The 20,178-nt window shown below is 58.2% G+C and carries 20 protein-coding genes; 7 read left to right on the forward strand and 13 right to left on the reverse strand.

The genetic code is table 11. The features are described from left to right. Window positions 1-49: 49 nt before the first annotated feature. The 3 genes from phoB to EF096_RS02900 form a co-directional block, all read right to left on the reverse strand. Window positions 50-739: a phosphate regulon transcriptional regulator PhoB gene (gene phoB, locus EF096_RS02890; RefSeq protein WP_123888114.1), complete on the reverse strand. Its 690-nt coding sequence runs from the start codon at window positions 737-739 to the stop codon at window positions 50-52. A 122-nt stretch (window positions 740-861) separates the two neighbouring features. Continuing rightward, window positions 862-1,749 carry a 4-hydroxybenzoate octaprenyltransferase gene (gene ubiA, locus EF096_RS02895; protein ID WP_123888115.1) on the reverse strand — a complete coding sequence of 296 codons (888 nt, stop codon included), beginning with the start codon at window positions 1,747-1,749 and terminating at the stop codon, window positions 862-864. A gap of 25 nt (window positions 1,750-1,774) precedes the next feature. Next, on the reverse strand, window positions 1,775-2,296 hold the full coding sequence (locus tag EF096_RS02900) for a chorismate--pyruvate lyase family protein (RefSeq protein ID WP_158611230.1): 522 nt from the start codon (window positions 2,294-2,296) through the stop codon (window positions 1,775-1,777). Between the two features lie 189 nt (window positions 2,297-2,485). Between EF096_RS02900 and EF096_RS02905 the strand changes: the two genes are divergently transcribed. The 3 genes from EF096_RS02905 (at window position 2,486) to EF096_RS02915 (ending at window position 4,317) form a co-directional block, all read left to right on the forward strand. Beyond that, a complete protein-coding gene (locus EF096_RS02905) occupies window positions 2,486-2,653 on the forward strand; it encodes a rubredoxin (RefSeq protein WP_123888117.1) in 168 nt (55 codons plus the stop codon). A gap of 23 nt (window positions 2,654-2,676) precedes the next feature. Then, window positions 2,677-3,843: an NAD(P)/FAD-dependent oxidoreductase gene (locus tag EF096_RS02910; RefSeq protein WP_123888118.1), complete on the forward strand. Its 1,167-nt coding sequence runs from the start codon at window positions 2,677-2,679 to the stop codon at window positions 3,841-3,843. Between the two features lie 201 nt (window positions 3,844-4,044). Then, the gene (locus EF096_RS02915) at window positions 4,045-4,317 is read left to right on the forward strand and encodes an HU family DNA-binding protein (protein ID WP_092287169.1); all 273 of its coding nucleotides are present in this window, start codon (window positions 4,045-4,047) and stop codon (window positions 4,315-4,317) included. Window positions 4,318-4,380: 63 nt separating this feature from the next. Here the strand turns inward: EF096_RS02915 and EF096_RS02920 are convergent, their stop codons facing one another. The 3 genes from EF096_RS02920 to EF096_RS02930 all read right to left on the reverse strand — a co-directional run bounded on the left by EF096_RS02920 (window position 4,381) and on the right by EF096_RS02930 (window position 8,880). Further along, the gene (locus tag EF096_RS02920; protein ID WP_123888119.1) at window positions 4,381-5,787 is read right to left on the reverse strand and encodes an aminoacyl-tRNA deacylase and HDOD domain-containing protein; all 1,407 of its coding nucleotides are present in this window, start codon (window positions 5,785-5,787) and stop codon (window positions 4,381-4,383) included. 97 nt (window positions 5,788-5,884) lie between these two features. After that, on the reverse strand, window positions 5,885-7,969 hold the full coding sequence (recG, locus tag EF096_RS02925; RefSeq protein WP_372237836.1) for an ATP-dependent DNA helicase RecG: 2,085 nt from the start codon (window positions 7,967-7,969) through the stop codon (window positions 5,885-5,887). Continuing rightward, the gene (locus tag EF096_RS02930) at window positions 7,966-8,880 is read right to left on the reverse strand and encodes a hydrogen peroxide-inducible genes activator (protein ID WP_123888121.1); all 915 of its coding nucleotides are present in this window, start codon (window positions 8,878-8,880) and stop codon (window positions 7,966-7,968) included. The genes recG and EF096_RS02930 overlap by 4 nt, the downstream gene beginning before the upstream one ends. 201 nt (window positions 8,881-9,081) lie before the next feature. On the opposite strand from EF096_RS02930, the gene EF096_RS02935 reads away from it, so the two are divergent. Continuing rightward, window positions 9,082-9,924 (forward strand): SDR family oxidoreductase, encoded by an 843-nt coding sequence (locus EF096_RS02935; RefSeq protein WP_123888122.1) that lies wholly within the window; start codon window positions 9,082-9,084, stop codon window positions 9,922-9,924. 11 nt (window positions 9,925-9,935) lie between these two features. On the opposite strand, the gene EF096_RS02940 is transcribed toward EF096_RS02935, so the two are convergent. Continuing rightward, window positions 9,936-11,261 (reverse strand): PQQ-dependent sugar dehydrogenase, encoded by a 1,326-nt coding sequence (locus EF096_RS02940; protein ID WP_372237837.1) that lies wholly within the window; start codon window positions 11,259-11,261, stop codon window positions 9,936-9,938. A gap of 177 nt (window positions 11,262-11,438) precedes the next feature. On the opposite strand from EF096_RS02940, the gene EF096_RS02945 reads away from it, so the two are divergent. Then, window positions 11,439-11,861: an OsmC family protein gene (locus EF096_RS02945; protein WP_123888123.1), complete on the forward strand. Its 423-nt coding sequence runs from the start codon at window positions 11,439-11,441 to the stop codon at window positions 11,859-11,861. A gap of 190 nt (window positions 11,862-12,051) precedes the next feature. On the opposite strand, the gene EF096_RS02950 is transcribed toward EF096_RS02945, so the two are convergent. From EF096_RS02950 to gmk, 4 genes are all read right to left on the reverse strand, one after another. Next, window positions 12,052-12,432, reverse strand: coding sequence for a RidA family protein (locus EF096_RS02950; RefSeq protein WP_123888124.1), 381 nt, complete (start codon window positions 12,430-12,432; stop codon window positions 12,052-12,054). 17 nt (window positions 12,433-12,449) lie between these two features. Then, on the reverse strand, window positions 12,450-14,597 hold the full coding sequence (gene spoT, locus EF096_RS02955) for a bifunctional GTP diphosphokinase/guanosine-3',5'-bis pyrophosphate 3'-pyrophosphohydrolase (protein WP_123888125.1): 2,148 nt from the start codon (window positions 14,595-14,597) through the stop codon (window positions 12,450-12,452). A gap of 64 nt (window positions 14,598-14,661) precedes the next feature. Beyond that, window positions 14,662-14,919: a DNA-directed RNA polymerase subunit omega gene (gene rpoZ / locus EF096_RS02960; protein WP_123888126.1), complete on the reverse strand. Its 258-nt coding sequence runs from the start codon at window positions 14,917-14,919 to the stop codon at window positions 14,662-14,664. Between the two features lie 84 nt (window positions 14,920-15,003). Then, window positions 15,004-15,627, reverse strand: a complete 624-nt coding sequence (gmk, locus tag EF096_RS02965; protein WP_123888127.1) for a guanylate kinase — start codon at window positions 15,625-15,627, stop codon at window positions 15,004-15,006. 139 nt (window positions 15,628-15,766) lie between these two features. On the opposite strand from gmk, the gene EF096_RS02970 reads away from it, so the two are divergent. Together EF096_RS02970 and EF096_RS02975 are read left to right on the forward strand one after the other, a co-directional pair. Continuing rightward, window positions 15,767-17,014 (forward strand): DUF2254 domain-containing protein, encoded by a 1,248-nt coding sequence (locus EF096_RS02970; protein WP_123888128.1) that lies wholly within the window; start codon window positions 15,767-15,769, stop codon window positions 17,012-17,014. 120 nt (window positions 17,015-17,134) lie between these two features. Next, window positions 17,135-17,893 (forward strand): GntR family transcriptional regulator, encoded by a 759-nt coding sequence (locus EF096_RS02975; protein ID WP_123888129.1) that lies wholly within the window; start codon window positions 17,135-17,137, stop codon window positions 17,891-17,893. Window positions 17,894-17,945: 52 nt separating this feature from the next. Here the strand turns inward: EF096_RS02975 and EF096_RS02980 are convergent, their stop codons facing one another. Together EF096_RS02980 and EF096_RS02985 are read right to left on the reverse strand one after the other, a co-directional pair. Beyond that, a complete protein-coding gene (locus EF096_RS02980) occupies window positions 17,946-19,310 on the reverse strand; it encodes an NCS1 family transporter (protein ID WP_123888130.1) in 1,365 nt (454 codons plus the stop codon). A 107-nt stretch (window positions 19,311-19,417) separates the two neighbouring features. Beyond that, window positions 19,418-20,161 carry an aspartate/glutamate racemase family protein gene (locus tag EF096_RS02985; protein ID WP_123888131.1) on the reverse strand — a complete coding sequence of 248 codons (744 nt, stop codon included), beginning with the start codon at window positions 20,159-20,161 and terminating at the stop codon, window positions 19,418-19,420. Window positions 20,162-20,178 lie beyond the last annotated feature (17 nt).

The following is a 20,178-nucleotide window of genomic DNA, read 5'->3' on the forward strand; positions in this document are numbered from 1 at the left end:
AAATGACGCCGGCACCAGGCGGCAATTGATCCGCGAAGCAGTCACATGCTCACGCCTTGGTAGAGAATCGATAGCCAGTGCCGCGTACGGTTTGTACCAAATGCTCATAGTTACTGCCAAGTGCCTTGCGCAGTCGGCGAATATGCACATCAACAGTTCGTTCTTCCACGTACACATTGCCGCCCCATACCTGATCAAGCAATTGGCCGCGAGTATAGGCGCGTTCCTGATGGGTCATGAAAAATTGCAGGAGTCGGTATTCGGTGGGGCCCATTTCGGCAGCGCTATCGTCGATGGTTACGCGGTGGCTGACGGGGTCCAGATGCAGGCCGGATACTTCGATAGGAGCTTCGTTGTCTACCGGGCCAGCACGGCGCAATACTGCCTTCAGGCGCGCCACTAGCTCGCGGGGCGAGAAGGGTTTGGTGATGTAGTCGTCGGCGCCTACTTCCAGCCCCTGGATCTTGTTGTCCTCTTCGCCTTTGGCGGTCAGCATGATGATCGGAATATCGGTGGTCATTTCATCACGCTTGAGCCGGCGCGCCAGCTCGATACCTGTGGTGCCGGGCAGCATCCAGTCGAGCAGGATAAGGTCCGGTTTGCTATCGATGATGCTGGCATGCGCCTGCTGGGTATTCTCGGCTTCCAGGCAGTCGTAGCCTGCCATCTCCAGTGCAACCGCGATCATTTCCCGGATTGGTGCTTCGTCATCGACGATCAGAATGGTTTTGCCTGACATGATTTACCGTCTCGTTGCAGATTGCTGACATGCGTCGATTAGATAACATTTTTATTTCATTTGTGTGACCAGTCAGCGTCGAGACGATGAAGATTGAGCCTTTATTGGCGTCCTCGGCGCGGCTACAGCCAGTAATCCAGAGCCAGTCCGATGAAAACCAGCATGCCCGCCCAGTGGTTAGCCAGGAAAGCGCTCAAGCAGGCCTGAGCGTCGCGTTCGCGGATCAGCCAGTGCTGCCAGACAAAGCCGAGCGCCATGCCGCCCAGACCGAGATAATAATAAAGGCCAAGCTCGAAGCGAGAACCGACCAGAAGCAGGCAGATAAGTGTTAAGCCCTGCAACATGCCAATAATGGCACGATCGGCTTCGCCAAAGAGGATCGCGGTCGACTTGATGCCAATGCGCAGGTCGTCTTCGCGGTCACACATGGCGTACTCGGTATCGTAGGCGACGGTCCACAGCAGGTTAGCCAGGAACACCAGCCATAGCTCCGGCGGCAGGCTGTTGGCCTGGGCGGCAAAGGCCATGGGGATAGCCCAGGAGAAAGCCGCGCCCAGCACGACTTGTGGATAGAAGGTAAAGCGTTTGCAGAACGGATAGAGGGCGGCCAATGCGAGGCCGCCAAATGACAGCATGATGGTTAGCTTATTGGTGAACAGCACCAGAACGGCGCTGAGCACTACCAGAACGGCGAAGAGGATTAGCGCCTGCTTGGCGCTGATGCGCCCGGTCGCCAATGGGCGCTGTCGGGTGCGGGTGACATGGCCATCGAGATTACGATCCGCATAGTCATTAATCACACAGCCAGCGGCGCGCATCAGAATAACGCCGAGAATAAAAATCACCAGGTTGGCGGTCCCAGGCATACCTTCGGCAGCCAGCCAGAGCGCCCACAGGGTTGGCCATAGCAGTAAGTAGGTGCCAATGGGGCGATCCAGCCGCATCAGTTGAATGTAGTCGTTGGCTTTTGGATGCAGCCGCCCCAAGGGTTTAATCAGCAGGCCTAGCAAGGGATCACTCCAGATAGAAAGTGGATCAGGTGCCGGCGCACGGCCAGCCCTGCAAGAATACTTCACAGACCAGAAGCTGCAACTGGCCATCGGAAAAGTGTGAACGTCGTGCCCAAAGCCCGTTGGCCTTGTACTCCGCTGGCAGCCAGTGGGCTGGGTACTGACTGATTTCAATCGGGCCGCGGCTTATTTGCGGGTTACGAAACAGCAGATGTCCCAGACTGGTGGTGCCCAGTTTGTTCAACTCCATCGCGGCGCTGCCAAGTGCGCTCAGCGGTGCGACCGTGCGCGCAAAAACGCGCGCTGCGCCATCCGTGTGCAGTAATACTTCACGCGCCCACACCGCCTCGTTTAGCTGCACGGCTAATGCCAGCGCTTCATCTTGGCGCGCCGGCTGCTGGCACTGTTCAAGCAGTTGTACGTGAAAGTCCTGATTGCCTGCCTCGGTCAAACGCTGGGTCAGCGATCCTTCAGCGCAGAGCCAGTCGAACAAGGGGGCAGGTGGCGGAGCAGGGTGTGAATCAGGGGTAAACCAGTCGGGCAGCATTGCGACAGGATCTCTCCGGCAGGCGATTGGGCAATGCCAGCAGGGTAGCATGAAATCGCGCCGCGCCGCGCTGGCATGGGGTGATCAGCGTGGCCAGAGGCGGCGTTCCAATAGGCCTGGCCTTGGACTTGCATCGCAATTGCGGTAGTGTCTTCAGCAGCTTATTTTCAACTGATACAGGTAGCAGCAATGAAGAAGTGGCAGTGTATCGTGTGTGGTTTCATTTATGACGAAGCCGAAGGGTGGCCGGATGAGGGCATATCGGCAGGTACGCCTTGGGAGGATGTCCCCGTAGACTGGATGTGTCCCGATTGCGGAGTAGGCAAAGAAGATTTCGAAATGATCGAGATCGGTTGATAGCGCTTCAGGGAGAGACATAGGTGAGTGACGAGGCTCCGCTGGTTATTGTGGGTACGGGTTTGGCTGGTTATAACCTGGCCAAAGAGGTGCGCAAGCTGGACGCAGATCGCGAGCTGGTCTTGGTGACCGCTGATGATGGGCGCTTTTACTCCAAGCCCATGCTCTCTAACGGTTTTGCCAAGGGCAAGAAGGCTGACGAGCTGGCGATGCAAGATGCAGCTGCGATGTCCGATCAGCTCAGCGCGCAGATTTTCACTCACACGCAAGTGACAGCTATCGACGCCGAGCGCCGAGTGTTGCAATTGGGCGAGCGCCAACAGCCTTATTCCGACCTGGTACTGGCGTTGGGCGCAGCGCCCCGCCAACTCCCGTGGGCTGACGCCTTGGGTGAGCGGCTGCTATCGGTCAATGATCTGCAGGATTACAGCCGCTTTCGGTCTGCGCTTGAGGGCAAACACGACGTGCTGATTATTGGCGCAGGCCTGATTGGCTGCGAGTTTGCCAACGATTTGTTGTCCGGCGGCTACGCCGTCACGGTGGTTGCGTCCGATCCTTACCTGATGCCGCAATTGATCCCTGAGCCCGTAGCCGCAGCCGTGCAGGCCAGGCTGGAGGCGCTCGGCGCGGTCTTCCATCTGGGTTGCGCCATCGAATCGCTGGCGGTGGCTGAGCACGGCGTGAGTCTGCGCCTGGATGACGGCAGTGAAATCCGGGCTGATCAGGCCCTATCGGCCATAGGGCTGACCCCACGATTGGCGTTGGCAGAGACCGCAGGGCTGGAAATCGGCCGAGGTATTATCGTTGATCGCGCCCTGGCTACCAGCCAGCCGCATATTTATGCGCTAGGTGACTGCGCCGAGGTGCAGGGCCTGAATCTGATGTACGTAATGCCGCTGATGACGGCAGCTCGTGCACTGGCTAAAACGCTGTGCGGTACAGTTACGGAGGTGAGTTACCCGGCCATGCCGGTCATGGTGAAAACGCCTGCTTGCCCCCTGGTGGTTACGCCACCACTGACAGCGGCGTCGGGTCATTGGAGAACCACTGGCGAAGACGGCGATCTGCAGGCGCTGTTTCATGATGATCAAGGTCAGCTACATGGCTTTGCCTTAACCGGCAGCAAGGTTGCTGAAAAGCTTAAGTTGACGCGTGAATTGCCGGGCTGGTTAGTCGCGGCGCAGGCCTGAGCCAGGCGCTTTGTCCTTTGGTCGGGAAATTGCGTGTTCCAGCGCCTCTTCCAGCGCCCGATCACTGGCGTAATTCAGTCAGTCGTGCCATGCTGATTATGCGTGGCAGAGCGGCTGGGCCGGTGGTCCTGTGGCTAAATCACTTCCGCTGCGAGGATAGTGGCGGTAACAACAAAAACAACAGAAAAAATGAGGCTTCATATGCGTAAACCGGATCTCGCGGCGGCGATTGCCGACAAGGCTGACTTGAGCAAGGACCAGGCAAACCGAGTGCTTAACGCCGTACTGGATGAAATCACTCAAGCTCTGAGTCGCCAAGACTCAGTCACCTTGGTCGGTTTTGGAACCTTCCTGCAACGTCACCGTGGTGCCCGCACCGGCAAAAATCCACAAACCGGCGCGCCTGTACAGATCAAGGCGAGCAATACGGTTTCTTTCAAGCCTGGCAAGAGTCTCAAAGACGCTGTCAACTGATCGTACCGAGTGACGGAGGTCGTTACTCGACCTCCGTTGCAGCAAAACTAGCAGTTCTGCTGCTTAGTTCTCCGGCTGATACTTGCTTACCAGCACCCTCAGCGCATCGCGCGCCTGCAGTACCTTTCCTACTACCTCTTCAGCCTCGCCTTCAGTCAAGCCCAAGCGCTCGAGCAGCGTATCGGGTATCGGCATTTCCGGGCCTGAGCCAATACGATGGCGGCTGAGCAGTGCTAGTGTCAGATAGACCAGGTTGGCATAAACATGTTGCTCGCCCCGATAGTGAGGGTTGTGCTGTTGGCGCAGGGCAACGCTGACTTCCTCAGGCATATCCCAATAACGCATCAGCCAGCTACCAATCTGATCACGGGTGACGCCAATCAGGTGCTGCTCTATGAGGTGCGGCGCTACATGCGGGTTGGCCTCTACGTGACGGCAGATCATCTTGAAGTAGGGTGGGAAAATGTAGGCCAGCACCAGATAACCGAAGTTATGCAGCAGGCCTGCCAGGTAATTCAGGCCGAGTTCCGGGCGCTTCTCGCGCGGCATGGCTTTTGCCAGCCCCTCAATGACGGCGGCCGTATAGATCGACTGTTCCCAGTAGGGAGTGCTGCGATCGGGTGCATCCTTGGGTAGCTTGAACGTTTTGCCCAGTGAAAGCCCGACCGCCAGGTTGATTACCAGATCAAAGCCCAGTACCCGGCCAATGGCATCTTCTACCGATTTTATCTTGCCGGGTGCGGCGTAGTAGGGCGATGCGGCCCAGCTAACGACTTGAGCAGCCAGGCTGGGGTCGGTCTCTACTACGTCGGCCAACTCGTCGATACCGGCTTCGGGATTAACCCGCAGCTTCATGATTTTGTGTGCGGTCTCCGGTAGTGGAGGAATCTCGATGGTTTCTTCCAGGCGCTGCTTCATGCGCAGGGCGGTGAAGTTCTGCACTGCCTCGGATAGATCCTGGGTGTCCTGCTCAGGGCTTGCGGCTGGATTTTGCAGGCTGCTCAGGGGGATCGAGAAGCGCGCCATGCTCGCTTTGGCCATCAGGGTCTTGGCGTCGTCCTGGCTGATCTGCAGACACCAGCCGGGCAAGCCGCTATCGAGGGTCAGACAGGCTTGCTCCAGCAGCGCTTGCTCGCAGACACAGGGGGAGTTGAACAAGATGGGTAAGCCGGGCAGCTCGCTGAGCTGGTGTTTGCTCAAAATGCGCTGCAGTTCACTATCGCGCACTGGTTGCAGCTCCCGGCCAAGCAGACTGCTTAGCCGTTTAAGGTCAAGCAGGTGGTCCTTGGGAATCAACGAAAGCACAGTGCCCAGGCTGTCGCAAAGCAGGCTTGCCTGTACTTGCTGTGCTACCGGACCGGCATATTCCAATGGTCGCAGCTGATAGCCAATGCCTTGTTGTTGCAGTAATTTTTCGATCAGGTCAGGCAGGCTGGTGCTGTGGGTGTCGCGTGCGGCTTCATTGCTCATTGCTCTTTCCTTGATCCGTTGGTTGAGACGGGCTCATGGCTTATAAGGCTTTTTCCAGATCTTAGCATGCCCGCTGACAGGCTGAGCAGAATCGCCCTCAGACCTGGGCAAAATGCTGTCCCTGGGCGATCCAGCGGTCCAGCAGTGGCTGAACATTTGCCGGGTATTCTTTGGCTAGCTGTTGCGCTGCCTGTTGGACTGCCGGAAGCAGGTCGGCATCGCGCATCAAATCCGCGACGCGGAACTGTACTAGCCCGGTCTGGCGAGTACCTAGCACCTCACCCGGGCCACGCAAGGCGAGATCTTTTTCTGCGATCACGAAGCCATCGCTGCTCTCACGCATGATGCCCAGACGTTCGCGACCCAGCGCCGATAGGGGGGCGTGATAGAGCAAGACGCAGTGGCTGGCGGCACTGCCACGCCCGACCCGTCCGCGTAGCTGATGCAGTTGTGCCAGCCCCAGGCGTTCCGGGTTTTCAATCACCATGAGACTGGCATTGGGCACATCGACACCGACTTCGATGACGGTGGTCGCCACCAGCAGATGCAGATCGCCGCCTTTGAAAGCAGCCATGATCTCGGCTTTTTCCGCCCCTTTCATGCGACCGTGAATAAGGCCTATGGACAGCTCCGGCAGGCTGTTGCAGAGGTCTTCCCAAGCGCCTTCGGCGGCCTGTGCCTGTAGCTGCTCGGACTCTTCGATCAGGGTGCAGACCCAATAGGCCTGTCGTCCCTCGGCGCATCCAGCGCGTACCCGCTCGATCACTTCTGGCCGGCGGCTGTCAGAGACCAGCACGGTGTTTACCGGGGTGCGGCCGGGTGGCAGTTCGTCCAGGATCGAGGTATCCAGATCGGCGTAGGCGCTCATGGCCAGCGTGCGCGGAATGGGGGTAGCGGTCATGATCAGTTGATGCGGCGAAAAGCCGCCGGCGGCGCCTTTGTCACGCAAGGCCAGTCGTTGCTGCACGCCAAAGCGATGCTGCTCGTCGATGATCGCCAGGCCCAGGTTGTGGAACTGCACTTCATTCTGAAACAGCGCGTGGGTACCGACCACCATAGCGGCTTCGCCGGTGGCAATCATTTGCAGCTGGTTGGCGCGTGCTTTGCCTTTTAGTTTCCCGGCGATCCATGCGACGGACAGGCCGAGGGCAGAAAACCAGCGTTGGAAGTTATTGAAGTGCTGTTCGGCCAGAATTTCGGTCGGTGCCATCAGCGCGACCTGCCAGCCCGCTTCCAGCGCCTGCAATGCGGCCAGCGCAGCGACAACCGTCTTGCCGGCGCCAACATCACCTTGAACCAGCCGCAGCATGGGTTTGGGCTGGGCCAGGTCGCCCAGCACCTCGTCAGCCACTCTGGCCTGAGCACCGGTCAGTGGAAAGCCCAGTTGTTGCAGAAAAGCTTTGGCCAGGGAGCCTTCGGCCTGCATAACGGGAGAGCGATGCTCGCGCATTTGCGCGCGCAACCGGAGCATGGCCAACTGGTGTGTCATCAGCTCCTCAAACGCCAGCCGGTGTTGAGCCCAATGACGACCATCCTGTAGCGCTTCCAGGTCGATGTCGGGTGGCGGCCGGTGAAGTATCTGTACGGCTTGATGTAATGAGGGTAGCTGGTATTGCTCGGCCAGGGCAGCAGGCAGCCACTCGGGTAGATGATTTCCGTTGGCCAGCCAGCCGAGCGCAGACTCGCTAAGGCTACGCAGGCGCTGCTGTGACAGACCCTCAGTCGCCGGATAAATCGGTGTCAGCGTCTCGTTGACCGGCAGCGGCTCGGAGCCATCCAGGTTCTGCATCTCCGGATGATAGATTTCCAGCCCGGAAGCGCCGGGACGTACTTCACCATAACAGCGCCAGCGACTACCGCGGCTGAGGTTGGCCTTTAGCGCGGCCGAGAAATAATAGAAGCGCAGGCTAATGGTGCCGCTGCCGTCCTGGATGCGACAGAGCAGGCTGCGGCGTCGACCCATAACCACATCGGCGGCCACCACCACGCCCTCGATAACCGCATCGAGCCCTGGGTTCAAAGCGCCAATGGGAGTGACGCGCGTTCTATCCTGATAGCGCAGCGGTAGATGAAAAAGCACGTCCTGAACGCTGTTCAGGCCTAGCTTACCCAGTTTTTCTGCGAGCGCCGGGCCGATGCCCTTGAGCACCGTCAGTGACGTATGTTCGGTGACGCTACTCACTTTGGCGGCTGGCCCACCGAGCATAGGCGGATCGAGTCGCTGAGCATCTCGACGGCTTTGGGGCGAGGAAAGCTCGCACGCCAGGCGATGGCGACCGTGCGGTAGGGGGCCGGCGTAGCGAAGGCTTTGGTCACCAGCAAATCCGAGCTGTAGTAGCGGTCATCGGCCGCAGACATCGGCAGTACGGTCATGCCAATACCGGAGGCAACCATGTGGCGTATGGTTTCCAAAGAGCTGGATTCAACCGTCGTGTGCTTGTGCTGCTCGTCCCCTTTGCGCACGGTGGGGCAGGCTTCCAGGACCTGATCGCGGAAGCAGTGCCCTTCGCCGAGCAGCAACAGCTTGTTGTCGTCGAGTTCGTCCAGGCTGACGTTGGTACGCTCGGCCCAAGGGTGGCTGGCGGGAATCAGCAGGCTGAAGGGCTCATCGTAGAGCGGCATGGTCAGCACATCGGGTTCCTGAAACGGCAACGCGATGATGATGGCATCGAGCTCGCCATTGCGCAGCTTGTCGCGCAGTACGTGGGTGAAGTTCTCTTCGATATACAGCGGCATTTCCGGCGCTACCTTGTGCAATTGCGGCACCAGGTGCGGGAACAAATAAGGCCCGATAGTGTAAATAGCACCGACCTTGAGCGGGGCGGCCAACTGGTTTTTGCCAGCGCTGGCCAGCTCGCGAATCGCCAAGGCTTCTTCGAGTACCTTTTGCGCCTGCCCGACGATACGCTGGCCGATGGGTGTCACCCTCACGGCACTTTTGCTGCGCTCAAAAATCATGATGCCCAACTCGTCCTCGAGCTTTTTCACCCCAACACTGAGCGTTGGCTGGGACACATGGCAGCGCTCTGCTGCGTGGCCAAAATGCTGTTCTTGGGCGAGTGTCACTATGTAGCGTAATTCGGTCAGGGTCATCGTGTTGCGGCCTGGGCTGGTAGCGGTGAATCGTTAAACGCTAGCATAGCCCTTTGATCGATAGAGTAAAACAATCAGAAGCGTCCGGTTGTGAGCTTATATGTGTGGCACGCTTGATATTATCCGGGCCGCATCCCAGCTTGCGGTTCAGCGGTTCCAGAACCTAGAGTGTGGCAGTCAAACGTTATCAACGAGGTGGTTATGAAGCAGGTCGTTATTGCTGGCTGCGGTGATGTGGGAACGGCGTTGGCGCAGCAGTTATTGGCACGTGGCTGGCAAGTATATGGGCTGCGGCGTGACCCGACGCAGCTGCCAGAAGGCATAGTGCCCATTGCTGCCGACCTGACCCAAGCTGACAAGCCGGCAGACTGGCCAGCCAAAGTCGACTATCTGGTCTACTGCCCGGCCGCTGGCAAGCGTGATCCGGAGCTATATCAGCAGCTTTATGTCGATGGTCTGGAGCATGTATTGGCTTGGGTAAAGAGCAGTGGCCAGCGGCTTAACTACCTGTTGCAGGTATCCAGTACCGGGGTTTATGCACAATCGGAAGGGGAGTGGGTAACCGAAAACAGTCGGGCCCTGGCCGACTCGCCAACCTCCCAAAAGCTGTTAGCGGCAGAGGACGCTGCGCTGCGCAGCGGGGTGCCGGCCAGCGTGGTGCGTCTGGCAGGTATTTACGGGCCAGGCCGTAATCGCTTGATTCAGCAGGTGCGCGATGGCCTGCAGGTACCCGCAGAGCCGCCGCAATATACCAATCGTATCCACCGTGATGATGCGGTGAGTCTATTGTCTCACCTGTTGGCCCTGGCCGATCAACGCGAGCTGCTGGCGCCTTGCTACTTGGGTGTAGATGACGAGCCAGCCAGCCTGTTCGAGGTGACCAGCTGGCTGGCAGAGCAATTAGGCACCAGCCTGCAAGCGGACGGCCCGGTGTCTACTCGTACCGGCAGCAAGCGCTGCAGTAACGCGCTGGTCCGTGAGTCTGGCTGGCAACCAGCGTATCCCAGCTTCCGCGAGGGCTACGCCGAGTTGCTCAAGGGCTGATTCAGTGGGGATCAGGGCTGGTCGGCGGCGCTGACGCGCCAGATAACATTGCCGACGTCATCGGCGACCAGCAGTGCGCCCTGCCCGTCGATGGCGACACCCACCGGGCGGCCTTGCGCCTCGCCTTTCGCGTTGAGAAAGCCGTCTAGCACGGTGTAAGGCGCATCATTTGGCCGACCTTCCTTGAAGGGGACGAAGAGCACTTGGTAGCCGCTGTGGGGTTCGCGATTCCAGGAGCCATGCTGGCCGATGAACAACCCTTCTGTGAAAGGTGCGGGCAGGCGGCTGCCGACGGCATTGCTCAGCCCCAGCGATGCCGTGTGCGCGCCGAGGGCATAGTCGGGCACCAGTGCCGTGGCGACCTGGGCTGGATTGCGCGGGCTGACACGCTCATCCAGATGCTGACCGTAGTAGCTCCATGGCCAGCCATAGAAGCCGCCATCCTGGACTGATGTCATGTAATCCGGCACCAGGTCATTGCCCAGTTCGTCGCGCTCATTGACCACTGTCCACAGGGTGCTGCTATAAGACTCCCACGCCATGCCTACCGGGTTACGCAGCCCGCTGGCGTAAATCCGCTTACTGCCGGTGGTGGGATCTATCTCCCAAATTGCCGCGCGGCCCTGCTCTTGCTCCAGCCCGTTCTCCGCGACATTACTATTGGAGCCCACTGCGGCGTAGAGCTTGCTGCCATCAGGGCTGGCGATCAGGTTCTTGGTCCAGTGATGGTTCAGTGTGCCTGCGGGTAGCGCGGTAACCAGCTCGCCCGGCGTGCTGATCTGCGTTTGGTCGGCGTGATAGGGAAACCGCACCACGCCATCTGTGTTGGCGACGTAGAGATCGTTACCAACCAGCGCCATACCGAAGGGTGAGTGCAGGTTGTCGATAAAAACGGTGCGTTGGTCGGCAACGCCGTCGCCATTGCTGTCCCGTAGCAGGCTGATACGGTCGGCACTTGGGGTGGTCGCCCCGGCTTTGGTCATTACCCGGTTGGCGACCCACTCCTTCACGCCGCCGCTGCCCTCTGGTTTGGCTGGTGCATTGGTTTCAGCAACCAGTACATCACCGTTGGGCAGCACATGTAACCAGCGCGGGTGATCAAGGCCTTTGGCAAAGGCGGCGACTTGCAAGCCATTGCCAGCTTGGGGCGTTGCACCAGTCGGCCAACCCACCGCGGGAGCAATATTCACCGTCGGCAACAGGCTTGAGTTTGGCTCTGGCAGGGCGGGGTGGGGGCCCATGCCAGCTTTGATCGGCAGTGCCTGCTGAGCGCCACAACCGGTTAGCGTCAGCGCAAGGCCGAAAAGAGAAAGGTAAACGCGCGGGGAATTATTCACTGGATTTCCTTGTCGGTGTAGGGACAGCAATAAAGACACTGCAGCTTGTTAACGGTATTTGGCAATCATTTAGTAATGACCTGTCTGCGGTGATGACGTTCACCCGGCTGAACCAATTTGCATGAAATCAGATGGCTATTCGGCCGTCTGCGGCACTCGCAAAACCAGGAGTAATGTATGAATAAGTCAGCATCAGCCCATTGGCAGGGCTCTCTCAAAGAAGGTAAGGGCACCATTTCTACCGAAAGTGGGGCGCTGAAAGCCAACCCTTATGGGTTTAACACCCGGTTTGAGGATGAGCCCGGTACCAACCCGGAAGAACTGATTGGCGCGGCCCATGCCGGCTGCTTCTCCATGGCGTTTTCCATGCTGCTGGGCGAGGCGGGTTATACGCCAGACAGTATTGATACCAAGGCCGTGGTTACGCTAACCAAGCAGGATGATGGCTTTGCGGTTACCGCTGTGGCGTTGACCATGAGCGCCGCGATCCCCGGTATTGCGCAGAAAGAGTTTGATGAGATTGCCGGCAAAGCCAAGAGTGGTTGCCCTATCTCCAAGCTGCTGAAAGCGGATATCAGCCTTGAGGCGACGCTCGGCTGAGCCGGCTTCGCCAGCCGCAAGTCTTAAGCTACAAGCTACAAGCAGGCTTGAGGTGGCGGCTGGGTCGTTGAAGAGTAACGACGGCTTTTGCCACTGCTGTAGGCCAAAAAAAACCGCGCGAGTTCGGCCTGCGCGGTTTTTTTCTTTCAGCTTGCGGCTTGTAGCTTAAAGCTTGCCGCTGTGGTGGGTGTTAGCCCACCACCATGATGCCGTCCATTTCCACCGGCACACCCTTGGGCAATGCGGCGACGCCGATCGCAGCGCGAGCTGGATAAGGCTTCTCGAAATAGCGCTCCATGATCTCATTGACCTTGGCGAAGTTGCCCAAGTCGGTCAGGAAAATGTTCAATTTGACGATGTCCTGCAGCGTGCCGCCAGCAGCCTCGGCAACCGCAGTGAGGTTGTCGAATACGCGACATACCTGCGCTTCAAAACCCTCAACGACCTCCATAGTAGCCGGGTCCAGAGGTATCTGGCCTGATAGATAGACAGTGTTGCCGACCTTGATGGCCTGGGAATAGGGTCCGATTGCGGCAGGTGCCTGCTCGCTAGTGATAACTTGCTTGTTCATGAGTGCTCCAGAGAAAGTCAGTTCTTAAGGCGGGTAATACGCATCACACCATTGAGTGAGCGGATGCGCTTGATCATTTGTGACAGGTGCAGGCGATCGCGCACGCGGATAACCAGCTGAACCACGCTGATGCGACCGTCGCGCTCATCGACGCTAATTTTGTCGATACTGGCGTCAGCCACGGTAATACCGGTTGCCAGTTGAGCGATAATGCCGCGCTGATGTTCCAGCTCTACCCTCAGTTCTACAGTAAATTCGCCACTGACGTCTTTATCCCATGTCAGGTGCATGGTCTTTTCGGTGTTATGCCGACTATCGACCAGGTTTTTACAGTTCTCCTGGTGGATTACCATACCCTTGCCAGATGACAAGTAGCCGACGATGGGATCGCCAGGAATGGGATTGCAGCAGCGCGCGAAGCTGACAACCAGGCCTTCTGTGCCGCGGATCGCCAGCGGGTTTTCGCCACTGCCGGTATCGTCCTGGCTCTGGTCAATGCGCTGTTTTTCAGTGTCTTCTGCGGCGCCGTCAGCAGCTAGCAGGCGGCGCGCGACCACGTAGGCCATCCGGTTGCCCAGACCGATATCCGATAGCAGGTCTTCCAGGTGCTCCATGCCGCAATCATTCAGTACCTGGTCGATACGCGGCTGTGGAATATCTGCCAGGTGGGTATCAAAGCTGGTCAGCACCTTGTCGAGCAGCCGTTCGCCGAGGGCAATAGACTCGGAATGGCGCTGATGCTTGAGGAAGTGACGGATGTTGCTGCGTGCCTTACCGGTGATGACGAAGCTCAGCCAGGCTGGATTGGGACGGGCGCCAGGGGCGGTAATGACTTCGACGGTCTCGCCGCTTTGCAGTGGCTCAGATAGTGGCGCTAGTCGGCGATTAACGCGACAGGCGATACAGCTGTTGCCCACATCGGTATGCACAGCATAGGCAAAATCGACCGGAGTAGACCCCTTGGGTAGCTCCATAATGCGACCTTTGGGGGTGAAGATGTAGACTTCGTCCGGGAAAAGGTCGATCTTGACGTTCTCAATGAACTCCAGCGAGTTGCCGGCGTTCTGCTGCAACTCCAATACGCTTTTCAGCCATTGGCGAGTCCGCGCGTGATTGCCATTGATCACGTCATCCTTGGATTTGTAAACCCAGTGCGCGGCGATGCCACTGTTGGCCAGCTCTTCCATCTCTTCGGTGCGGATCTGAATCTCGATGGGCACGCCGTGCATACCGAACAGCGTGGTATGCAGTGATTGGTAGCCATTGGCCTTGGGGATGGCGATGTAATCCTTGAAGCGTCCGGGGAATGGCTTGTACAGGCTGTGCACTGCGCCCAGTACGCGGTAGCAGGTATCTGCCTTGTCGACGATGATCCGGAAGGCATAGACATCCATGATCTCGGTGAAGGCTTTGCGCTTGCCGCGCATCTTCTGGTAGATGCCATAGAGGTGTTTCTCGCGGCCCATCACTGTGCCTTTGAGGCCTTCACGCTCCAGGCAAGCCTGTAGTGAATCGAGAATCTTGTTCAGCAGTTCCTTGCGGTTACCGCGTGCGCTGCGTACTGCGCGGTCGATCAGTTGCGATCGCATCGGATACATCGACTTGAAGCCCAGGTCTTCAAACTCGGTGCTCAGGCTGTGCATGCCCAGGCGAGCCGCAATGGGGGCGTAGATTTCCAGGGTTTCCTTGGCGATACGCCGGCGTTTTTCCGGGATCAACGCGCCAAGCGTGCGCATGTTGTGCAGGCGGTCGGCCAGTTTGACCAGAATCACCCGAATGTCGCGGGCCATGGCCAGCGCCATTTTCTGGAAGTTCTCAGCCTGCGCTTCGGCTTTGGTCTCAAAGGTCATTTGGGTCAGCTTGCTGACGCCATCCACCAACTCGGCCACGGTTTCGCCGAATTGGCTAACCAGTACGTCCTTGGGTATGCCCGTATCCTCGATGACGTCGTGCAGCATGGCGGCCATCAGGCTCTGATGGTCCATGTGCATGTCGGCAAGAATATTGGCTACTGCAAGGGGGTGAGTGACGTAGGGCTCACCGCTGCGACGGGTTTGACCGTCGTGCGCCTGCTCGGCGTAAAAATAGGCCCGCCGGACCAGGTTGACCTGTTCCGGCTCTAGATAGCTAGCGAGGCTGTCGGCAAAAACTTCTATTGCAGACATGTAGTCCTCCTGCGCCCACCGTGGCGAGCGTTGACCTCAGGAGTCCACGGCCTGCGCAAACTGCTTACTCGGCTTCGTCTGATTCCAGCGAGTACAGCGGCTCTTGCTGGTCCTGCAGTGCTTCTTCAGCCATGATTTTGTTGGTAAACAGGCCTTCTGCAATTTCGCGCAGGGCAACGACGGTCGGTTTGTCGTTTTCCCAGGCTACCTTGGCTTCTTTGCCACCGGTGGCCAACTGACGTGAGCGCTTGGAGGCCAGCATAACCAGCTCAAAACGGTTTTCTACATTTTCCAGGCAGTCTTCAACGGTAACGCGGGCCATGGTGTTACTCCGAAACGGGTATCTATGAAATCGGGGTGCGTGCCTATTCGGGACGCAGGACCGAACAGTGTACTGAATTGCGCCTCACTCTGACAAGAGCGCTTGTAGCAGAGCAGTGTGGCGCGACTGTTGCGCGTCCAGTCGCAGGTGTCTTGCGCGCACTATGGCTCTGAGATCGTCCAGTGCGGTATGGAAGTCGTCATTGATCACCACCGAGTCGAATTCCACGTAGTGGCTCATCTCGGCCACGGCTTCCGCCATTCGCTTGTCGATCACGGTTTCATCATCCTGGCCGCGCTGGGTCAGGCGCTCGCGCAGCGCGGTCTGGGACGGCGGCAGGATAAAGATGGAATGGGCATTGGGCAGCTTGCGGCGCACCTGTTGCGCACCCTGCCAGTCAATTTCCAGGATCAGGTCATGCCCCTCGGCCAACGTACGCTCAACCGTCTGCTGCGAGGTGCCGTACAGGTTGCCAAACACCTCGGCGTGTTCAAGAAAGTCGCCTTCACCTACCTGCTTTAGGAATGCCTCGCGGGAGGTGAAATGGTAATTGACCCCGTCGTGCTCACCCGGGCGCATGGCCCGAGTGGTGTGCGAAACCGATACCCGCAGGTTGCCGGTCAGCTCGATCAGCGCCTTAACCAGGCTGGTCTTGCCCGCGCCTGAAGGGGCGGAGACGATATAGAGGGTGCCGGTAGCTTGGCTCATCAGAAACAGTATCCTGCGGGTAGATTCATCGGAAGCGCAGAATTATAGGGATATTAATTGATGCCGTCATGGTTACCCGTCGCAGTGTTGATTCCGTTAAGCTGTGGATTAACGGCGAATGTACAGGATGCTTTCTCGCATGATCTCCAAGTGGCAATGGTTGTGGGCTCAGTTCACCCGTACGCTCTGGGTGCGTACAACGATCTATGCATTGATGGCGGTAGTTGCTGCCCTGCTGGCGATGCTGGCTGAGCGCCTGCTGCCGGAACCTCTGCCGATCAATATCGGTGCCGATGCGGTGGACCGGATTCTGAATATCCTTGCCTCCAGCATGCTAGCAGTAACCACCTTTTCGCTCAGTGTCATGGTTTCGGCGTATAGCGCGGCGACCTCGCAGGTGACTCCTAGGGCTACCCGGCTGCTGATGCAGGATATCACCACGCAAAATGTGCTTGGCACCTTTCTTGGCTCGTTTCTGTTCAGTCTGGTCGGCTTGATTGCGCTGAGTACCGATGCCTATGGGGAGAATGGCCGCGTCATCTTGTTTGGTGTCACGCTGTTGGTGATTGCGCTTATTGTGGTCACCATGTTGCGCTGGATTGAACATCTTTCCAGCTTTGGTCGCGTCGGCGATACCACTGAAAGAGTGGAAGCCGTGACCGCACTCGCTCTGCAGGGCCATATAGACAACCCCTGCTTTGGCGCACACGCGCTAGATGACGATGACATTCCACCTGGTGCAAAGCCGCTGTACTCCAAGCAGATTATGTATGTGCAGCATGTTGATATGGCTGCACTGGCCGAATGTGCGGACGCGCATCAAGTCAATTTGTACATAGTCGCCTCACCGGGTTGCTTTGTGCACCCGAGGGATGCGTTGTTATGGATTGCCGGTAGTCTGGACGAGGCGGACGAGCATCATTTGCTTGCCTGTTTCATGTTGGACGAGATGCGCTCGTTTACTCAGGATCCACGCTTTGGCTTGTCGGTTCTGTCGGAAATTGCCTCAAGAGCGCTCTCTCCCGCAGTGAATGACCCCGGCACGGCAATCGATATTCTTGGCCGCGGCGTGCGCCTGCTATCGGTATGGCCAGGCTACCGAGTGCCTGCTGCTGGCGATGAAGTACTTTATCCCCGTCTGTGGTTGAGGCCTGTGCAGCTGGGCGACATGTTTGACGATCTATTTGGTCCCATTGCCCGTGATGGCGCTGCCCGTATCGATGTGCAATTAAGGCTGCACAAGGCATTACAGGCTCTCGAGCTGAGCGATCCGGTGTTTGCCGAGCCGGTAGCGCGTCTGTTGGCTGAGGCATTGCAATTGGCCGAGCAACTGATGCCGCTCTCGGTCGATCGCGAGCGCGTCCGCGCATTATCTTTGCAGCGCTGATTGGTACTACCTGCCGATGGCAGTCAGCTCGAATTCGGCCCTGTCGGCAGCGTATCGGCTGCGACCTGTATACAATGGCGTTTCTGCATCGAGCCAATGACGTGAAGAGAGATATCCTTGATGACTGACAGTCGGTCACCATCGGCGCTTTCCTGCGCTGAACCTGACCCCGCCATTACCAGCCGGTTGAAAAAGACCGCTACGGGCGCCCAGCACCAGGACGCCATATACCGAGCCATCAGCGACGCAGTTATCGAGCATCGCCTCAAGCCGGGTGCGCGTCTGCGCGAAGATGCCCTGGCCGAGGTTTTTGGTATCAGTCGCACCGGTATTCGCAAGGTGCTGCAGCGCTTGGCGATGGAGCAGTTGGTCACCTTGACGCCGGGTAAGGGCGCAAGCGTTACGCGGCCTTCAGCCGAGGAAGCGCACGAGGTATTTGAGGCGCGGCGGCTGGTTGAGGGCGGCTTGCTGGCCAAGCTGACGCGGCGGGTCAATGCCGATGAGTTGCAGGAATTGCGCGCGTTAGCCGATCAAGAACAGCAGGCTCTGCACGAGCGGGAGCAGAGTGACGCCATCAAGCTGTCGGCGGCGTTCCACAATCGCCTTGCCGCGCTGGTGGGCAACCAGACCTTGACGCGCTTTGTTGATCAGCTTTGCTCGCGCTCGTCATTGATTCTGGCGATGTATGGTCATGCGGGAAATCTGGGGTGTGAATGCGGCGACCACAGCCAGCTGATCGACCTTTTGCAGGCCGGTAAAAGTGATCAGGCAGCTGAGTTCATGGGCCGCCACCTCGATTCAATAGAGGCGTCATTATCCATAGACGACGCCCCCGAAGAGGCGCCGGATTTACGCAATATCTTTTCTGCTTACCAGTAACTCGATACTGAACACCCGAGTGCAGTGCATCGGGTGTTCGATGCGTTTAGTCTTACTGGCGAAAACGCTGACATGGCGCCCAATACCGCATCAACAGGTAGTAGCACAGCCCGGCTGGAATCAGACTGGCGTACCAGGATACGACGGCAATATTCAGAGCGACCACTGCGCCCACGGCGGTGGCGATCAACGCAGCATAGTTCACGCCACGGTAGGGTCCCTGAGCATCATAGAGGTGCTCAAGATTCAGCGTGCGCTTGCGCAGTAAATAGTAGTCGACCACCAGAATCGCAAAGATCGGGCCGAGGAAAGCCGAGTAGGTCTGTACGAAAATCTGCAGGCCGGCAGCCGAGTCATCGCTTACCAGCTTCCACGGAAAAGTTGCAAAGGCCAGCAGGCCGACGATCACAGTGGCGGGGCGGAATGACAGCTTGAACACATCCATCAGTACGTAGGTTGGCGGCACCACGTTGTTCAGCACGTTGGTGGTGACCTGCGCAAAGGCAATGAACAGCAGCGTGGTCATCAGCAGTGGTGTGTTGTCGACCGCATTGGCGAATACCTGAATCGGATCGGCCACGCCCGTGGCTTCTGACACCATGTAACCGATCAAGCCCATGAACAGCGTGCAGGGCAGGATCGACATGGAGTAGAGCGTGGTCAGCAAGCCGGGACCGCTGCCGTGCTTGTGTTCACGGGAGTAGTCGCTGACGTTGAGGATCATGGTGCTGTAGATACCGAGAAACAGCATGGTAGCGCTCCAGAAGGGCAGTCCCCAGGAGCCCTGCATGGTGAACAAGCTGGTCGACAATTCATCGCCGTAACGCTGCACCGTGCTGTAGAACATGTACACCAGCGACGCCAGAATAAAGGCGCTACCCACGTTTTCCAGCCACTTGATGCCCTGAAAGCCCATCACCGACAGTCCAATCTGCAAGAACTGGAAAGCGATAAAGAAGAACACCAGATTATCGAAGCCGAATAGGGTGGCTGACACCATATTCAATGCGCCAGCGCCAATCCAGCTCTGAAAACCGTACCAGACAATCGCCGGCACTGCCCGCACCAGGCCTGGCAGGCGGGTGCCGCCAAAACCGAAAGCGCTGCGCGCCTGTACCATAAAGGGGATGCCGTATTTGTAGCCGGCGGCGCCGTTGAGTACTAGCGCGACGCCGATCACGAAACAGCCGATGGCGATCGCTAGGGTGGCCTGAATCAGGTTGAGGCTGCCGACCACGCTAGAGCCCATGGTAAAGGTACCGATGGACACGCAGCCGCCGAACCACGCCAATAGGTATGACAGGCGGCCCATAATGCGGGTCTGCTGGGGAGCCAGGGACTCAGCTCCCGGGGCTTTGGACTCGGTCTGTGATTGCGCTTGCAGGCTGCTCTGCGCTGCGGTGGCGTCGGTTTTCATGAGACTGCCTCGTGACGTGAGTTTTTCATTGTTATCTCCGTGGATCGCGCGATCCCGATTTTATGGGTGACGCTGTAATACCGCATCCGCTGCACGGATGCGGGCTTTCAGGTCGGTTTGAGATTGGAATAGTCCGCAAAGCGGCCGGTAAAGGGTTTTGGCAGCGGGAAGGCCAGGTCACCAAACTTACTGGTACCCAGCCCCAGGCCGACTACCGCTTCTGCCAGTTTGATGGCCGCAGTAACGCCTTCGACAATCGGCAGGCCGACGGCTTCGCTGATCTGTGGTGTCAGGTCGGCCATGCCGCCGCACCCCAGTACGATGGCGCCGATGTTGTCTTCACGCTTGGCACGCAGGCATTCTTCTATGATCAGTTCCAACGCCCGATCCGGATTATCTTCCAGTTCCAGTACGGGGATGTCGGCAGCGCGTACACGGCGGCAGGTGTGGCTAAAACCGTAGTTATCCAGCAGGTGTTCGGCGATGATGGCGGTGCGTGGCAGTGTGGTAACCACCGAAAAACGGGTGCTGATCAGGCTAGCGATATGGAAAGCCGCTTCGGCAATGCCAATCACTGGTGCGCGGGTCAGCTCGCGGGCGGCGTACAGGCCGGGATCACCAAAGCAGGCGATGATGTAGGCGTCGGTTGCTTCGCGCTCGCCAGCCAGAACTTCTTCTACTACGCCCAAGGCGCTGACCGCCTCATCGAAATGGCTTTCAATGGATACTGGGCCACTGCTTGGCTGCGTGGCGGTAATGCGTGTGCTGGCCGCCGCTACGGACTTGGCGGCACTTTCGATGGTCGCCGTCATGGCTTGGGTAGTATTGGGGTTTATGACGCGAATATGCATTGAATTGGCTCGTATCT

Source organism: Pseudomonas neustonica, assembly GCF_003797945.1.
GTDB classification, from domain to species: domain Bacteria; phylum Pseudomonadota; class Gammaproteobacteria; order Pseudomonadales; family Pseudomonadaceae; genus Halopseudomonas; species Halopseudomonas neustonica.

What these genes read in the sequence shown, in the direction of transcription:
- EF096_RS02915 (WP_092287169.1), top strand. Translation starts at nt 4,045, where the DNA reads ATGCGTAAACCGGATCTCGCGGCGGCGATTGCCGACAAGGCTGACTTG.
- EF096_RS02975 (WP_123888129.1), top strand. Translation starts at nt 17,135, where the DNA reads ATGACTGACAGTCGGTCACCATCGGCGCTTTCCTGCGCTGAACCTGAC.
- gmk (WP_123888127.1), bottom strand. Translation starts at nt 15,627, where the DNA reads ATGAGCCAAGCTACCGGCACCCTCTATATCGTCTCCGCCCCTTCAGGC.
- EF096_RS02950 (WP_123888124.1), bottom strand. Translation starts at nt 12,432, where the DNA reads ATGAACAAGCAAGTTATCACTAGCGAGCAGGCACCTGCCGCAATCGGA.
- EF096_RS02970 (WP_123888128.1), top strand. Translation starts at nt 15,767, where the DNA reads ATGATCTCCAAGTGGCAATGGTTGTGGGCTCAGTTCACCCGTACGCTC.
- spoT (WP_123888125.1), bottom strand. Translation starts at nt 14,597, where the DNA reads ATGTCTGCAATAGAAGTTTTTGCCGACAGCCTCGCTAGCTATCTAGAG.
- EF096_RS02900 (WP_158611230.1), bottom strand. Translation starts at nt 2,296, where the DNA reads ATGCTGCCCGACTGGTTTACCCCTGATTCACACCCTGCTCCGCCACCT.
- phoB (WP_123888114.1), bottom strand. Translation starts at nt 739, where the DNA reads ATGTCAGGCAAAACCATTCTGATCGTCGATGACGAAGCACCAATCCGG.
- rpoZ (WP_123888126.1), bottom strand. Translation starts at nt 14,919, where the DNA reads ATGGCCCGCGTTACCGTTGAAGACTGCCTGGAAAATGTAGAAAACCGT.
- EF096_RS02985 (WP_123888131.1), bottom strand. Translation starts at nt 20,161, where the DNA reads ATGCATATTCGCGTCATAAACCCCAATACTACCCAAGCCATGACGGCG.
- EF096_RS02935 (WP_123888122.1), top strand. Translation starts at nt 9,082, where the DNA reads ATGAAGCAGGTCGTTATTGCTGGCTGCGGTGATGTGGGAACGGCGTTG.
- EF096_RS02905 (WP_123888117.1), top strand. Translation starts at nt 2,486, where the DNA reads ATGAAGAAGTGGCAGTGTATCGTGTGTGGTTTCATTTATGACGAAGCC.
- EF096_RS02980 (WP_123888130.1), bottom strand. Translation starts at nt 19,310, where the DNA reads ATGAAAACCGACGCCACCGCAGCGCAGAGCAGCCTGCAAGCGCAATCA.
- EF096_RS02930 (WP_123888121.1), bottom strand. Translation starts at nt 8,880, where the DNA reads ATGACCCTGACCGAATTACGCTACATAGTGACACTCGCCCAAGAACAG.
- EF096_RS02920 (WP_123888119.1), bottom strand. Translation starts at nt 5,787, where the DNA reads ATGAGCAATGAAGCCGCACGCGACACCCACAGCACCAGCCTGCCTGAC.
- EF096_RS02945 (WP_123888123.1), top strand. Translation starts at nt 11,439, where the DNA reads ATGAATAAGTCAGCATCAGCCCATTGGCAGGGCTCTCTCAAAGAAGGT.